At 61.0% G+C, this 14,385-nt stretch carries 15 protein-coding genes; 14 read left to right on the top strand and 1 reads right to left on the bottom strand.

Annotated features, from left to right (window positions below):
- Positions 1–107 precede the first annotated feature (107 nt).
- Positions 108–461 (top strand): RidA family protein, encoded by a 354-nt coding sequence (locus tag U5G49_RS20515; RefSeq protein WP_018243896.1) that lies wholly within the window; start codon positions 108–110, stop codon positions 459–461.
- A 323-nt stretch (positions 462–784) separates the two neighbouring features.
- Here U5G49_RS20515 and U5G49_RS20510 read toward each other — a convergent pair whose 3' ends face one another.
- A complete protein-coding gene (locus U5G49_RS20510) occupies positions 785–1,273 on the bottom strand; it encodes a hypothetical protein (RefSeq protein WP_193444618.1) in 489 nt (162 codons plus the stop codon).
- A gap of 315 nt (positions 1,274–1,588) precedes the next feature.
- Between U5G49_RS20510 and sdhC the strand changes: the two genes are divergently transcribed.
- The 13 genes from sdhC (at position 1,589) to U5G49_RS20445 (ending at position 14,366) form a co-directional block, all read left to right on the top strand.
- Positions 1,589–1,984 (top strand): succinate dehydrogenase, cytochrome b556 subunit, encoded by a 396-nt coding sequence (gene sdhC, locus U5G49_RS20505; RefSeq protein WP_018243894.1) that lies wholly within the window; start codon positions 1,589–1,591, stop codon positions 1,982–1,984.
- A 10-nt stretch (positions 1,985–1,994) separates the two neighbouring features.
- The gene (sdhD, locus tag U5G49_RS20500; protein WP_018448193.1) at positions 1,995–2,375 is read left to right on the top strand and encodes a succinate dehydrogenase, hydrophobic membrane anchor protein; all 381 of its coding nucleotides are present in this window, start codon (positions 1,995–1,997) and stop codon (positions 2,373–2,375) included.
- A 6-nt stretch (positions 2,376–2,381) separates the two neighbouring features.
- Positions 2,382–4,223 carry a succinate dehydrogenase flavoprotein subunit gene (gene sdhA / locus U5G49_RS20495; RefSeq protein WP_193444619.1) on the top strand — a complete coding sequence of 614 codons (1,842 nt, stop codon included), beginning with the start codon at positions 2,382–2,384 and terminating at the stop codon, positions 4,221–4,223.
- A gap of 18 nt (positions 4,224–4,241) precedes the next feature.
- Entirely contained in the window at positions 4,242–5,021 is a 780-nt protein-coding gene (locus U5G49_RS20490) for a succinate dehydrogenase iron-sulfur subunit (protein WP_003567268.1), read from the top strand.
- 9 nt (positions 5,022–5,030) lie between these two features.
- Complete coding sequence (locus U5G49_RS20485) at positions 5,031–5,231, top strand: hypothetical protein (protein ID WP_193444620.1); 201 nt, start codon at positions 5,031–5,033, stop codon at positions 5,229–5,231.
- Between the two features lie 136 nt (positions 5,232–5,367).
- Positions 5,368–5,883: a protease inhibitor Inh/omp19 family protein gene (locus U5G49_RS20480; protein ID WP_003543526.1), complete on the top strand. Its 516-nt coding sequence runs from the start codon at positions 5,368–5,370 to the stop codon at positions 5,881–5,883.
- Positions 5,884–5,930: 47 nt separating this feature from the next.
- Positions 5,931–7,094, top strand: coding sequence for a cell division protein ZapE (gene zapE, locus U5G49_RS20475; RefSeq protein WP_018243888.1), 1,164 nt, complete (start codon positions 5,931–5,933; stop codon positions 7,092–7,094).
- A 177-nt stretch (positions 7,095–7,271) separates the two neighbouring features.
- On the top strand, positions 7,272–8,234 hold the full coding sequence (mdh, locus tag U5G49_RS20470; RefSeq protein WP_018482680.1) for a malate dehydrogenase: 963 nt from the start codon (positions 7,272–7,274) through the stop codon (positions 8,232–8,234).
- 36 nt (positions 8,235–8,270) lie between these two features.
- Positions 8,271–9,464, top strand: a complete 1,194-nt coding sequence (gene sucC / locus U5G49_RS20465) for an ADP-forming succinate--CoA ligase subunit beta (protein WP_018243886.1) — start codon at positions 8,271–8,273, stop codon at positions 9,462–9,464.
- A gap of 8 nt (positions 9,465–9,472) precedes the next feature.
- Complete coding sequence (locus tag U5G49_RS20460; protein ID WP_193444621.1) at positions 9,473–9,964, top strand: DUF1579 family protein; 492 nt, start codon at positions 9,473–9,475, stop codon at positions 9,962–9,964.
- Between the two features lie 13 nt (positions 9,965–9,977).
- Entirely contained in the window at positions 9,978–10,880 is a 903-nt protein-coding gene (sucD, locus tag U5G49_RS20455) for a succinate--CoA ligase subunit alpha (protein ID WP_027682566.1), read from the top strand.
- Between the two features lie 173 nt (positions 10,881–11,053).
- Positions 11,054–14,038, top strand: a complete 2,985-nt coding sequence (locus U5G49_RS20450; RefSeq protein ID WP_026188546.1) for a 2-oxoglutarate dehydrogenase E1 component — start codon at positions 11,054–11,056, stop codon at positions 14,036–14,038.
- Positions 14,039–14,057: 19 nt separating this feature from the next.
- On the top strand, positions 14,058–14,366 hold the full coding sequence (locus U5G49_RS20445) for a YciI family protein (RefSeq protein WP_193444622.1): 309 nt from the start codon (positions 14,058–14,060) through the stop codon (positions 14,364–14,366).
- Positions 14,367–14,385 lie beyond the last annotated feature (19 nt).

Raw genomic sequence — 14,385 nt, 5'->3', positions numbered from 1 at the left:
TCGGGTCAATTTAATTCCCCCTACCGAAGTGGCGAGCGAAGCCCCACAGTGATCGGATGAAGGGTCAACGACCCAATTTCAAGCATTCATGGAAGTCTGCGAATAGGATGATGGGGCAAGCCAAAGTTGACGAAACTCTCCTCGCAGATGCCGCCTATCTGCCCGGCCAGGTCGCAAACCTCACGAGGGGAGCCAGCGTGACGGCACAAACCAACGAAATACTGGAGCGCATCAATGACATGCTGCTGCGCGAAGGTACCGACAAGTCAGAGATCATTCTCGTCAACATTTGGCTCAGGGACCTTGCCTCTTTCGAGGAAATGAACAGAGCCTGGGATGCTTGGATGCCGGATAGCGGAACGCCACGGCGGGCAACGTTTGAGGACAAGAATCTCCCGCCGATGTGCGCCATCCGTATTGACGTAGCCGCGTCGCGAAAGAGTGAGGCCGGGCAAATTTGAACCGCCTGTATTCGTCATCTTCACACTCTTGTCAGCAAAGCCGGACCCGGAAGTGCTTGAAGCAGGACGGTCTACATTTCGTCGAAGAGGGCCATGTCTTGCTAGAGCGGTACAGCTTTTAACGGAAGCGCAGGACCGCTCTGGCTTTTGTTTTTACGCAATTCCGGACGGAAAACCGCTTCTCACTTTTCCTGGAATTGCTCTAGGAGCAAAGGTGGCGGATGCTTTGCGACCTTTTGTGATCAAGGGATGATGTATCGGTAAGGTAGACGAAGAGCGGCCTCGGAATTTGCTACAGAATTCCGCACTTTCGGCATCATGCTCTAAGGCCGGATGACGCAGACATTGGCCTCGTAGGCGCAGGGATCGTCTTGAACGGCGATATCGATGACCTTTGCCTTCGGTGCCAGTTGCTCAGATCGTGCGGGGGGATAAAAGCCATAGCCGTCGCCGCCGACATAGGTTCCGCCATCGGCCTGATAGAAATAGGAAGAGCCGGCATAAGTGTCGCCACCACCCTGCGCCTGGGGTACGACGACGATGAGATTGTTGCGGGCGACGCTATCGGTCGCCGGCGATGAAAACTGTTTCAGGAACGGCATTCGTTCTTTGCGGTTCCGGTATCGATAGGCGTTGTCGAAACGGATGCCACGATCGCGCCAGCCGATACGTTCGCCGAGGAGTAATCCGCCGTGGAAAGCGTGACGATGGCCGGGAAAACGATGATCGTTGCGGCGGTCGCCGGCTTCGGCGGGGAGTGCAGCAAGCGCGGATAGGGCAAGCAGGGCGACTGCGGACAGACTGCGAAACATGGGTGGCCGGCCTCCGGAATTCCGATCCCTAACAAATCGTTAACGCCAGATTGCGCCAAAAGCCGACGCTTGTCCATTCAGGTCGGACAACCGGCACAAAATTTGAGCGGAAAAGACCAGTTTCTTTAGCCCGCGAACTTCCCGGTAACGCGAATCGATTAAATTAAAAGCAGACAGCGATTGTGCTTGTCGTCGGCGTTCCCGGTGATTAAACGTCGCAATTGATGCAACGCACACAGAGAATTTTGTCATTCGTGTGGTTGACTGAGCATGCTCCGAAATCCGGGAGCGCAGAGAAGCCGCCGCGAGGTTCTGATGGCGAACGTGACAAATAACCGGCCCCTATCGCCGCATCTGCAAATCTACAAGCCAATTCCCACCATGGTCATGTCCATCGTTCACCGCATTACCGGTGGCGCGCTCTATGTCGGCACGGTGCTCGTCGCCTGGTGGCTGATCGCGGCGGCAAGCGGCCAGGGCTCCTATGACTGGGCCAATTGGGTGCTCGGCAGCCTTCTCGGCAAGCTCGTGCTTCTCGGCTATACATGGGCGCTGCTGCACCACATGCTCGGCGGCTTCCGCCACTTCATGTGGGATCTCGGCTATGGCTTCGGGAAAGAGTTCTCGACCAAGCTCGCCATCGCCAACATCATCGGGTCGCTCTGTCTGACCGTGCTGGTCTGGGTGATCGGCTTCCTCATTCGCTTCTGAAGGTCCTCTCATGGATATGCGCACCCCCCTCGGCAAGGTTCGCGGGCTCGGCTCCGCCAAGGACGGCACGGACCATTTCTGGCGTCAGCGGCTGACGGCCGTCGCCAATGTTCCGCTCATCCTGTTCTTCGTCATCTTCATGCTCGCCTATGCCGGCGCGCCCTATGCGGATGTGGTTCGCGCCTTGTCGAACCCCTTCGTCGCGGTCGTCATGGGGCTGATGGTGATCTCGGGCGTCATTCATATGAAGCTCGGCATGCAGGTCATCATCGAGGATTACGTGCATGGCGAGTTCGGCAAGATCGTTCTCCTGATGCTGAACACGTTTTTTGCGATCCTGATCGCCGGCCTCTGTCTCTTCGCCATTCTGAAAATCGCATTCGTAGGATAAGCTGATATGGCACCGACTTCACCCGCCCAGAATGGCAAGGCCTACAAGTATGTCGATCACTCCTACGACGTGATCGTCGTCGGCGCCGGCGGCGCCGGGCTGCGCGCCACGCTCGGCATGGCCGAGCAGGGTTTCCGCACGGCCTGCATCACCAAGGTGTTTCCGACCCGCTCGCATACGGTCGCGGCCCAGGGCGGTATCGCCGCTTCGCTGCGCAACATGACGCCGGATAGCTGGCAGTGGCACCTCTACGATACCGTCAAGGGTTCCGACTGGCTCGGCGACGTCGACGCCATGCAGTATCTCACCATGGAAGCGCCGAAAGCGGTCTATGAGCTCGAGCATTATGGCGTGCCGTTCTCGCGCAACGAGGAAGGCAAGATCTATCAGCGCCCGTTCGGCGGCCACATGCAGAATTACGGTGAAGGCCCGCCGGTACAGCGCACCTGCGCCGTTGCCGACCGTACCGGCCACGCCATTCTGCATACGCTCTACGGCCAGTCGCTGCGCAACAATGCCGAATTCTTCATCGAGTACTTCGCGCTCGACCTGATCATGTCGGAAGACGGCAGCCGCTGCACCGGCGTCGTCGCCTGGTGCCTCGATGACGGCACGATCCATCGCTTCGCCGCCAAGATGGTGGTGCTGGCGACCGGCGGCTACGGCCGCGCCTATTTCTCGGCAACGTCGGCCCATACCTGCACCGGCGACGGCGGCGGCATGGTGGCGCGTGCCGGCCTGCCGCTGCAGGACATGGAATTCGTCCAGTTTCACCCGACCGGCATCTACGGTTCGGGCTGTCTGATCACCGAAGGCGCCCGCGGCGAAGGCGGTTACCTGGTCAACTCCGAGGGCGAGCGCTTCATGGAGCGTTACGCGCCTTCGGCCAAGGACCTTGCCTCGCGCGACGTTGTTTCGCGCTGCATGACGCTGGAGATCCGTGAAGGTCGCGGTGTCGGCAAGAACAAGGACCACATCTTCCTGCATCTCGACCACCTCGATCCGGCCGTTCTGCATGAGCGCCTGCCGGGGATTTCCGAGAGCGCCAAGATCTTCGCGGGCGTTGACGTTACACGCGAGCCGATCCCGGTTCTGCCGACCGTTCACTACAATATGGGCGGCATTCCCACGAATTATTGGGGCGAAGTGCTGAACGCCGACAGCGCCAATCCGGAACGGATCATCCCCGGTCTGATGGCTGTGGGTGAAGCCGGCTGCGCCTCGGTGCACGGCGCCAACCGTCTCGGCTCCAACTCGCTGATCGACCTCGTGGTCTTCGGCCGCGCCGCTGCGATCCGTGCCGGCGAAGTCATCGACCGTGCAGCGCCGATCCCGCATCTCAACGTCGCGGCCTGCGACAAGATCATGGACCGCTTCGACGGTCTGCGTCATGCCAGCGGCGGCACGCCGACGGCGGACCTGCGCGAGAAGATGCAGCGCGCCATGCAGGAAGACGCCGCCGTCTTCCGCACGCAGGAATCGCTGGAATCGGGCTGCCAGCGCATCTCGGCAATCTGGGGCGAGATGAAGGACATCAAGGTCACCGATCGCTCGATGATCTGGAACTCGGACCTCGTGGAAACGCTTGAGCTGCAGAACCTGATGGCCAACGCCATCACGACGATCTATGGCGCCGAGGCCCGCAAGGAGAGCCGCGGTTCGCATGCACGCGAAGACTTTACCGAGGGTGCATTCGCGGGCCGCGACGACGTCAACTGGCGCAAGCACACACTCGCCTGGGTGAACGAAGCAGGCGACGTGAAACTCGACTACCGGCCGGTCCACACCGAGCTGATCGCCGAAGGCATCGATCCGCACAAGATCGAGCCGAAGGCTCGCGTGTACTGATCTCAAGAGGAACCGGACATGGTTGAACTCGCTCTCCCCAAGAATTCTCAGATGCGCGAAGGCAAGGTCTGGCCGAAGCCGGCGGGTGCCAAGAACACCCGCGAATTCCGCGTCTACCGCTGGAGCCCGGATGACGGTCAGAACCCGTCGATCGACACCTTCTACATCGATGTCGACGATTGCGGGCCGATGGTGCTCGACGGTCTGCTCTACATCAAGAACAAGATCGACCCGACGCTGACGCTGCGCCGCTCCTGTCGCGAGGGCATCTGCGGCTCCTGCGCGATGAATATCGACGGCACGAATACGCTCGCTTGCACCAAGGGCCTCGACGATATCAAAGGTGCGGTGAAGATCTATCCGCTGCCGCATCTGCCCGTCGTCAAGGATCTGGTTCCTGACCTCACCAACTTCTATGCCCAGCATCGTTCGATCGAGCCATGGCTGAAGACAGTGTCGCCGGCGCCGGCCAAGGAATGGAAGCAGAGCCATGAGGACCGGCAGAAGCTGGACGGCCTCTATGAATGCATCCTCTGCGCCTGCTGCTCGACCTCCTGTCCGAGCTACTGGTGGAACGGCGACCGCTATCTCGGTCCGGCCGTTCTGCTGCAGGCCTATCGCTGGCTGATCGATTCCAGAGACGAGGCGACCGGCGAGCGCCTCGACAATCTCGAGGATCCATTCCGCCTCTATCGCTGCCACACGATCATGAACTGTGCGCAGACCTGCCCGAAGGGCCTCAACCCGGCCAAGGCAATCGCCGAAATCAAGAAGATGATGGTCGAGCGCCGGGTTTGATCAGCGTGCATGCCGATGGCGGAAACGACGGCTTCGATCCCGAAGCCGTCATCTATATCAGGTCGGCTCGGTGCAATCCTTCTGCAGGATGCACCGGAGCGCTATTCCGAGACATTGCGCGAGTTCGACAGCGATCCTGACAGAGATGAAGGCGCGCAACACCTTGCTGACAAATTCTATGTGCAGGAAGTTTTGCAGCGGGACAGTTGAACTGTATCGTTTTTCGGTTAGTTGTTGTCACGGGCAATTTATGCAGCACGACTTGATTAACCAAATCGAATTACGATAATCGGACTTGTCTCACGCCCGTTTCTCTACGGCGATAGCCGAATTCAGGAGTATGATGATGCAGTTGCGATATGCGATGACAGGTCTGGTGGTGGTTCTGTCGCTAGCCGGTTGTCAGCGTACGGCATATGATTACAGCTCCAACGCCAGTGCCGGGCCGGCGCCGTTGACGGCGCAGCCGGTTCCCTCGGTGCAGGGTGGGCAGCTTCCACCGCCGACCGGCAGCTCGCAGTTTCCGGCCGCGCCGACGACGACGGCGCCGATGCCGGGCGCTCAGCCTGGCGCAATGGCCGCGAATGCGCTCGATATCACCAAGGAATCGATGGTCGGAAGCTGGCGTGTCAACGGCAGTTGCGACATGTTCCTGACGCTCACCAATCTCGGCAGCGGTTCGCGCGGCGGAACACGTGGTTGCGTCGGCGAGCTGACGGCGATGGGTTCCTGGGAGGTCGCCGGCAAGCAGGTGCTGCTCAAGGACCGCTCCGGCAACCAGCTCGGCAGCGTCTACAAGACGGCCGACAACCGCTTTGAGGGGCAGACGAGCACGGGCCAGTCGATCAGCCTCAGCCGCTAAATGTTCCAGCAGGTCTCCTGCGATGACTGACAGGCGGATATGCCCTCATGCAACCAATGCCGGATTATGCGCTCAGCGTCTGCGAACAGCTTAAAGCGCTGACCGCATCGGGCGCGCTCCAGGTCGATTCGGCTCAGTTGGACGTGGCAAAGAGCCTCGACCGGGTGCTTGCCGGGCTGAAGCAGCGGCGGCCAGCGGCAAAATCGAGCGCGCTTGGCTGGCTGTTTGCCGCCAAGAAGAAGTCCGCCGACGGCATCAAGGGGCTTTACATCCACGGCAGCGTCGGGCGCGGCAAGACCATGCTGATGGACATGTTCTTCGCAATGGCGCCGTGCAGGAAGAAACGGCGGGCGCATTTCCACGAATTCATGGCGGATGTGCACAACCGCATCGCGGCACACCGGCTGAAGCTCAAGAACGGCGAGACGAAGCAGGCCGATCCGATGCCGCCGGTCGCCGCAGCGCTTTACGACGAGGCAGAACTGCTCTGCTTCGACGAGTTCACGGTCACCGACATCGCCGATGCGATGATCCTGTCGCGGCTGTTCTCCGAGCTCTTCGCGCGCGGATGCGTGCTGGTCGCGACCTCGAACGTCGAGCCCGACAATCTCTACACGGATGGTCTCAATCGCGGCCTCTTCCTGCCGTTCGTCGCCTTGCTCAAGCAGCATGTCGATGTCGTCACCCTGGATTCGCCGACCGACTACCGGATGGAGAAGCTGAGCAGTCAGCCGGTCTATCTGGTGCCGATCAACGAGCATAACGACATGGCGATGGACGCGTCCTGGACGCAGGCGCTGCATGGGCGCAAGGCGCAGCCGCTGGATATTCCGATGAAGGGGCGCCACATCCACGTGCCGCTCGCCGTCGACCGCATGGCGCGGTTCTCTTTCGCCGATCTTTGCGACAAACCGCTCGGGGCGGTCGACTTCCTGGCCATCGCCGAACGCTTCGATACGGTCTTCCTCGATCACATTCCGTTGCTCGGGCCGGAAAAGCGGAACCAGATCAAACGGTTCATCATTCTGGTCGATACGTTCTACGATCATGCCGTGCGGCTTTACATTTCCGCGGCGGCCATGCCGGAGGAACTGCTATTGCAGCGCCGGGGCACCGAGGGCTTCGAATTCGACCGCACGGCATCGCGCCTGTTTGAGATGCGCAGTGCGGAATATCTTGCGCTGCACCATGAGAAACGCGCCGCAGAGTAACAATTCAGTGACAGGTTGTCTTACGTTTACGTAAGAATTTTTGTATCTAAACGATTGAAAACGCTGCATCAAAAATAATGAATTGCCATTTTTTGGCTTTGGGTCTATGCGATTGCGTCATTGGGCGGTGCCTTGCGCGTCCGTTCGACGAATTTGATCGCAAAGGAAACAGCGAAAATGGCGCGTAACAAGATCGCACTCATTGGTTCTGGCATGATTGGTGGCACGCTGGCGCACCTCGCCGGCCTGAAGGAACTGGGCGACATCGTTCTCTTCGACATCGCGGACGGCATTCCCCAGGGCAAAGGTCTCGATATCTCCCAGTCGTCGCCCGTCGAAGGCTTCGACGTCAATCTGACCGGTGCCAGCGACTATTCCGCGATCGAAGGCGCTGACGTGTGCATCGTCACCGCAGGCGTCGCCCGCAAGCCCGGCATGAGCCGCGACGATCTTCTCGGCATCAACCTCAAGGTCATGGAGCAGGTTGGCGCCGGCATCAAGAAGTATGCGCCGAACGCCTTCGTGATCTGCATCACCAACCCGCTCGACGCCATGGTCTGGGCGCTGCAGAAGTTTTCCGGCCTTCCGGCCAACAAGGTCGTCGGCATGGCCGGCGTTCTCGACTCCTCGCGCTTCCGCCTCTTCCTTGCCAAGGAATTCAACGTGTCCGTCCAGGACGTCACGGCCTTCGTTCTCGGCGGCCACGGCGACACGATGGTACCGCTCGCCCGCTACTCGACGGTCGGCGGCATTCCGCTCACCGATCTCGTCACCATGGGTTGGGTCACCAAGGAGCGCCTCGAAGAGATCATCCAGCGCACCCGTGACGGCGGCGCCGAAATCGTCGGCCTGCTGAAGACCGGCTCGGCCTATTACGCGCCGGCTGCCTCGGCAATCGAGATGGCCGAATCCTATCTCAAGGACAAGAAGCGCGTTCTGCCCTGCGCTGCCCACCTCACCGGTCAGTACGGCGTCAAGGACATGTATGTCGGCGTTCCCACCGTCATCGGCGCCGGCGGCGTCGAACGCATCATCGAGATCGATCTCAACAAGACCGAGAAGGAAGCCTTCGACAAGTCCGTCGGCGCTGTCGCCGGTCTCTGCGAAGCCTGCATCAACATCGCGCCGGCCCTCAAGTAGTCGACGGGCTGAAGTAATCGAAACAGGGATACACCCATGAACATTCATGAATATCAGGCCAAGGCTCTGCTGAAGGGCTATGGCGCGCCGGTTGCCGAAGGTGTGGCTATTCTCAAGGTTGAAGAAGCCGAGGCTGCCGCCAAGTCGCTTCCCGGTCCGCTTTACGTGGTCAAGAGCCAGATCCATGCCGGCGGCCGCGGCAAGGGCAAGTTCAAGGAGCTCGGGCCTGATGCCAAGGGCGGCGTTCGCCTCGCCAAGTCGATCGAGGAAGTCGTTTCCCACGCCAAGGAAATGCTCGGAAACACTCTGGTGACCGCCCAGACCGGCGAAGCCGGCAAGCAGGTCAACCGCCTTTACATCGAAGACGGTGCCGACATCGCCCGCGAACTCTATTGCTCGATCCTTGTCGACCGCTCGGTTGGCCGCGTTGCCTTCGTCGTATCGACCGAAGGCGGCATGGACATCGAGGCCGTCGCCCACGACACGCCCGAGAAGATCCAGACGATCGCCATCGATCCGGAAGCCGGCGTGACGGCTGCCGACGTTGCTGCGATCTCCAAGGCTCTGCAGCTCGACGGCGCTGCCGCCGAGGATGCCAAGTCGCTTTTCCCGGCGCTTTACAAAGCCTTTGGCGAAAAGGACATGGCTCTCCTGGAAGTCAATCCGCTGATCGTCATGAAGGATGGCCACCTGCGCGTCCTCGATGCCAAGATGTCTTTCGACGGCAACGCCCTTTTCCGTCACGATGATGTCAAGACGTTGCGCGACGAAACCGAAGAAGACGCCAAGGAAATCGAGGCCTCGAAGTGGGATCTCGCCTATGTTGCGCTCGACGGCAATATCGGCTGCATGGTCAACGGTGCTGGTCTTGCCATGGCGACGATGGACATCATCAAGCTCTACGGCAAGGAGCCGGCCAACTTCTGCGACGTTGGCGGTGGCGCCGGCAAGGAGAAGGTTGCTGCGGCTTTCAAGATCATTACCGCAGACCCCAAGGTCGAAGGCATTCTCGTCAACATCTTCGGCGGCATCATGAAGTGCGATGTCATTGCCGAGGGCGTGATTGCCGCGGTCAAGGAAGTCGGCCTCAAGGTTCCGCTCGTCGTGCGCCTTGAAGGCACCAATGTCGAGCTCGGCAAGAAGATCCTGAACGAGTCGGGTCTGGCGATCACTGCGGCCGACGACTTGGACGATGCTGCCAAGAAGATCGTCGCGGCGATCAACGGCTGAGAACGATCATGGCCTTCCAGTCCACGCCCTCCGCTGCTCATTTCCGCCTCAACGCCTTCGCTGGCGTGTGGGAAGGGGACGAGCGTGTCGCGGCGTCGGCGTGGACGAGTGAAGGCAATGCCAGTGCTGAGTTTTCCGGCGAGGTGTTGTTCGGCGGTTTCTTCCTCGAGCAGCGCTATCGCCAGACGCGCGATGGTGCTGTTTCGTTCGAGGCGCGAAATGTTTTCGGCTTCGATGCTTCGGACCAGACCTACAAACTCTACCAGTTCGACACCGCAGGTTTTGCGCCGCCGGTACCGGCGTCCGGCGCGTGGAACGGCAGTGAGCTGGTGCTGATGAAGACTTCGCCGCGCGGCAGCCAGCGCACCGTATTCACGTTCGAAAATGAAGACTGCTACCGGATGGGCGTCAGCTTTTCGCCTGCAGGCAGCGATACTTGGCAGGAGGTCGTCAGCGGCGTCTATCGTCGCGCGTCCTCCACGTCTTCCAACCTCTCCTAAACAAAGGCCTCGCATGTCCATTCTCGTCAACAAAGACACCAAGGTTCTCGTTCAGGGCCTAACCGGCAAGACCGGCACGTTCCACACCGAACAGGCGCTCGCTTACTACGGCACCCAGATGGTCGGCGGTATCCATCCGAAGAAGGGTGGCGAAACCTGGACCGGCGCCAAGGGCGAAAGCCTGCCGATCTTCGCAACCGTTGCCGAAGGCAAGGAAAAGACCGGCGCCGACGCGACCGTCATCTATGTTCCGCCGGCCGGCGCTGCCGACGCGATCATCGAGGCGATCGACGCCGAGATCCCGTTCATCACCTGCATCACCGAAGGCATCCCGGTCATGGACATGGTGCGCGTCAAGGCTCGCCTCGACCGCTCCAAGTCGCGCCTGCTCGGCCCGAACTGCCCGGGTATCCTGACGCCGGAAGAATGCAAGATCGGCATCATGCCGGGCTCGATCTTCCGCAAGGGTTCGGTCGGTATCGTTTCCCGCTCGGGCACGCTGACCTATGAAGCCGTGTTCCAGACCTCCAATGAAGGCCTCGGCCAGACGACGGCCGTCGGCATTGGCGGCGACCCGGTCAAGGGCACCGAGTTCATCGACGTCCTGGAAATGTTCCTGGCCGACGCAGCCACCCAGTCGATCATCATGATCGGCGAAATCGGTGGTGCGGCTGAAGAAGACGCAGCCCAGTTCCTCAAGGACGAAGCCAAGAAGGGCCGCAAGAAGCCGATGGCTGGCTTCATTGCCGGTCGTACGGCCCCGAAGGGCCGCACCATGGGCCATGCCGGCGCGGTGGTTTCCGGCGGCAAGGGCGATGCGGAATCGAAGATCGCGGCGATGGAATCGGCAGGCATCAAGGTGTCGCCTTCTCCGGCCCGCCTCGGCAAGACGCTGGTTGAAGTCCTCAAGGGCTAAGCCACCTAAATATGGACCGGGCGGAGGAACGGCATCTGCGCCTTCCGCCCGGCCTCGACGACACGAGAACAGCAGATGCGCCGCGGACAGGCGGCAATCGGAATGCGGCAGCCGGCCATCAAGCCGGCAAATTCATCAAGTCAGGAGGCGGACGGAAGCGTCCGCATATCACCATGGCACGGCAAGAAGCCAACGAGCAGTTTCAGGTCACCTCGTTTCTGGATGGCGCCAACGCTGCCTATATCGAGCAGCTCTACGCGCGGTACGAAGAGGATCCGGCATCGGTCGACGACCAGTGGCGTGCCTTCTTCAAGGCGCTGGAGGAGGATCCCAGCGATGTGAAGAGGGCGGCCAAGGGGGCTTCCTGGCGCAAGAAGAACTGGCCGCTTCAGGCAAGCGGCGATCTGGTGTCGGCTCTCGATGGCGACTGGGGCATCGTCGAGAAGGTGATCGAGACCAAAGTCAAAGCCAAGGCCGAAGCTCAGGGCAAGCCTGCCGACAGCACCGAGGTCCTGCAGGCGACGCGCGATTCCGTGCGCGCCATCATGATGATCCGCGCCTACCGCATGCGCGGCCACCTGCACGCCAAGCTCGACCCGCTCGGCATTGCCGCACCCGTCGACGACTATCGCGAGCTGTCGGCGGAGAATTACGGCTTCACTGCCGCCGATTACGACCGCAAGATCTTCATCGACAACGTGCTCGGCCTGGAATACGCGACCATCCGCGAGATGATCGAAATCCTCGAGCGCACCTATTGCTCGACGCTCGGCGTCGAATTCATGCATATCTCCAATCCTGAAGAGAAGGCCTGGATCCAGGAGCGCATCGAGGGACCGGACAAGGGTGTCGCCTTCACGCCGGAAGGCAAGAAGGCGATCCTTGCCAAGCTCGTCGAAGCCGAAGGCTACGAGCAGTTCCTCGACGTCAAGTTCAAGGGCACGAAGCGTTTCGGCCTCGACGGCGGCGAATCGCTGATCCCGGCGCTGGAACAGATTCTCAAGCGCGGCGGCCATCTCGGCCTCAAGGAAGCCGTGTTCGGCATGGCCCATCGCGGCCGTCTGAACGTGCTCTCCCAGGTCATGGGCAAGCCGCACCGGGCGATCTTCCACGAGTTCAAGGGCGGCTCGGCCGCTCCCGACGAGGTCGAGGGCTCGGGCGACGTCAAGTATCATCTCGGTGCCTCCTCCGACCGCGAATTCGACGGCAACAAGATCCACGTTTCGCTGACGGCGAATCCCTCGCATCTCGAAATCGTCGATCCCGTCGTCATGGGCAAGGCCCGCGCCAAGCAGGATATGAACGCCACCGTCTGGGACGGCGATATCATCCCGCTTTCCGAACGCGCCAAGGTTCTACCGCTGCTGATCCATGGCGATGCGGCTTTTGCCGGCCAGGGTGTCATTGCCGAAATCCTCGGCCTTTCCGGTCTGCGCGGCCACCGCGTCGCCGGCACCATGCATGTGATCATCAATAACCAGATCGGGTTCACCACGAACCCGGCCTTCTCGCGCTCGTCGCCCTATCCGTCCGACGTCGCCAAGATGATCGAGGCGCCGATCCTGCACGTCAACGGCGACGATCCGGAAGCGGTCGTTTATGGCGCCAAGATCGCCACCGAATTCCGCATGAAGTTCCACAAGCCTGTTGTGCTCGACCTGTTCTGCTACCGCCGCTACGGCCACAATGAAGGCGACGAACCGTCCTTCACGCAGCCGAAGATGTACAAGGTGATCCGCGCCCACAAGACCGTGCTGCAGCTCTATGCGGCCCGGCTCGTCGCCGAAGGACTGCTCACCGACGGCGAAGTCGAGAAGATGAAGGCCGATTGGCGCGCCCATCTCGAACAGGAGTTCGAGGCCGGCCAGCACTACAAGCCGAACAAGGCCGACTGGCTGGATGGCGAGTGGTCGGGCCTGCGCACGGCCGACAATGCCGACGAGCAGCGCCGCGGCAAGACCGCCGTGCCGATGAAGACGCTGAAGGATATCGGCCGCAAGCTCTCGGAGATCCCGGCGGGCTTCAATGCGCACCGGACAATCCAGCGCTTCATGGAAAACCGCGCCAACATGATCGCCACCGGCGAGGGTATCGACTGGGCGATGGCCGAAGCGCTCTCCTTCGGTGCGCTCTGCGTCGAAGGCAGCAAGATCCGCCTGTCCGGCCAGGATTGCGAACGCGGTACCTTCTCGCAGCGCCACTCGGTTCTCTATGATCAGGAAACCGAAGAGCGCTACATCCCGCTCGCCAATCTTTCGCCGACGCAGGGGCGCTACGAAGTCATCAATTCGATGCTTTCGGAAGAGGCCGTGCTCGGTTTCGAATACGGCTATTCGCTCGCCCGTCCGAATGCGCTGACGCTCTGGGAAGCGCAGTTCGGCGATTTCGCCAACGGCGCGCAGGTGGTTTTCGACCAGTTCATCTCGTCGGGCGAACGCAAGTGGCTGCGCATGTCGGGCCTCGTCTGCCTGCTGCCGCACGGCTATGAAGGTCAGGGTCCGGAACATTCCTCGGCCCGCCTCGAGCGTTTCCTGCAGCTTTGCGCGGAAGACAACATGCAGGTCGCCAACGTCACGACGCCGGCGAACTACTTCCACATCCTGCGCCGGCAGGTGAAGCGCGACTTCCGCAAGCCGCTGATCCTGATGACGCCGAAGTCGCTGCTGCGCCACAAGCGGGCGGTCTCCACGCTTGCCGAAATGGCCGGTGAATCCGCCTTCCATCGCCTGCTCTGGGACGATGCCGAGGTGATCAAGGACGGCCCGATCAAGCTGCAGAAGGACAACAAGATCCGCCGCGTCGTCATGTGCTCCGGCAAGGTCTATTACGATCTTCTCGAAGAGCGTGAAAAGCGCGGCATCGACGACATCTATCTCTTACGCGTCGAGCAGCTCTATCCGTTCCCGGCAAAGGCGCTCATCAACGAGCTGTCGCGCTTCCGCAATGCCGAGATGGTCTGGTGCCAGGAAGAGCCGAAGAACATGGGCGCCTGGTCGTTCATCGACCCCTTCCTCGAATGGGTGCTCGCCCATATCGATGCGAAATACCAGCGCGTCCGTTATACCGGCCGTCCGGCCGCCGCCTCGCCGGCGACGGGTCTGATGTCCAAGCATCTGTCGCAGCTCGCCGCATTCCTCGAGGATGCATTGGGCGGTTAAAACACGGGGGGGGGGCGCAATGGCTTATTTCTTTCTGAGACTACAGCCGCCGCGCCCCACTTTCCCGCATGACGGGACCGGGGAGGAAATGGCGGCGATGAAACGCCATGTCGAATACTGGCATCGGCACGCCCTTGCGGGATCGGCGATCATCGTCGGCCCCGTCTTCGAGGGTGAAGGCGCCTGGGGCATGGCGATCGTCGAGGTCGAGGATCAGGCGGCGGCGCAGGTTCTTGCCGACGGCGATCCGATCATCGCTTCCAGTTTCGGTTTCCGCTTCGATATCCTGCCGATGCCCTCGATCATCTCGCGGCCGCCCGCCGTCTGAAACGCATTAACGAAAACAC

Source organism: Rhizobium indigoferae, assembly GCF_034554815.1.
In the GTDB taxonomy this organism is placed as follows: Bacteria; Pseudomonadota; Alphaproteobacteria; order Rhizobiales; family Rhizobiaceae; genus Rhizobium; species Rhizobium leguminosarum.
This window is presented reverse-complemented; position numbering and strand designations above follow the sequence as displayed.

What these genes read in the sequence shown, in the direction of transcription:
- U5G49_RS20510 (WP_193444618.1), bottom strand. Translation starts at nt 1,273, where the DNA reads ATGTTTCGCAGTCTGTCCGCAGTCGCCCTGCTTGCCCTATCCGCGCTT.
- sdhA (WP_193444619.1), top strand. Translation starts at nt 2,382, where the DNA reads ATGGCACCGACTTCACCCGCCCAGAATGGCAAGGCCTACAAGTATGTC.
- U5G49_RS20445 (WP_193444622.1), top strand. Translation starts at nt 14,058, where the DNA reads ATGGCTTATTTCTTTCTGAGACTACAGCCGCCGCGCCCCACTTTCCCG.
- sucC (WP_018243886.1), top strand. Translation starts at nt 8,271, where the DNA reads ATGAACATTCATGAATATCAGGCCAAGGCTCTGCTGAAGGGCTATGGC.
- sdhD (WP_018448193.1), top strand. Translation starts at nt 1,995, where the DNA reads ATGGATATGCGCACCCCCCTCGGCAAGGTTCGCGGGCTCGGCTCCGCC.
- sdhC (WP_018243894.1), top strand. Translation starts at nt 1,589, where the DNA reads ATGGCGAACGTGACAAATAACCGGCCCCTATCGCCGCATCTGCAAATC.
- sucD (WP_027682566.1), top strand. Translation starts at nt 9,978, where the DNA reads ATGTCCATTCTCGTCAACAAAGACACCAAGGTTCTCGTTCAGGGCCTA.
- mdh (WP_018482680.1), top strand. Translation starts at nt 7,272, where the DNA reads ATGGCGCGTAACAAGATCGCACTCATTGGTTCTGGCATGATTGGTGGC.
- zapE (WP_018243888.1), top strand. Translation starts at nt 5,931, where the DNA reads ATGCAACCAATGCCGGATTATGCGCTCAGCGTCTGCGAACAGCTTAAA.
- U5G49_RS20485 (WP_193444620.1), top strand. Translation starts at nt 5,031, where the DNA reads ATGCCGATGGCGGAAACGACGGCTTCGATCCCGAAGCCGTCATCTATA.
- U5G49_RS20490 (WP_003567268.1), top strand. Translation starts at nt 4,242, where the DNA reads ATGGTTGAACTCGCTCTCCCCAAGAATTCTCAGATGCGCGAAGGCAAG.
- U5G49_RS20480 (WP_003543526.1), top strand. Translation starts at nt 5,368, where the DNA reads ATGCAGTTGCGATATGCGATGACAGGTCTGGTGGTGGTTCTGTCGCTA.
- U5G49_RS20450 (WP_026188546.1), top strand. Translation starts at nt 11,054, where the DNA reads ATGGCACGGCAAGAAGCCAACGAGCAGTTTCAGGTCACCTCGTTTCTG.
- U5G49_RS20515 (WP_018243896.1), top strand. Translation starts at nt 108, where the DNA reads ATGATGGGGCAAGCCAAAGTTGACGAAACTCTCCTCGCAGATGCCGCC.
- U5G49_RS20460 (WP_193444621.1), top strand. Translation starts at nt 9,473, where the DNA reads ATGGCCTTCCAGTCCACGCCCTCCGCTGCTCATTTCCGCCTCAACGCC.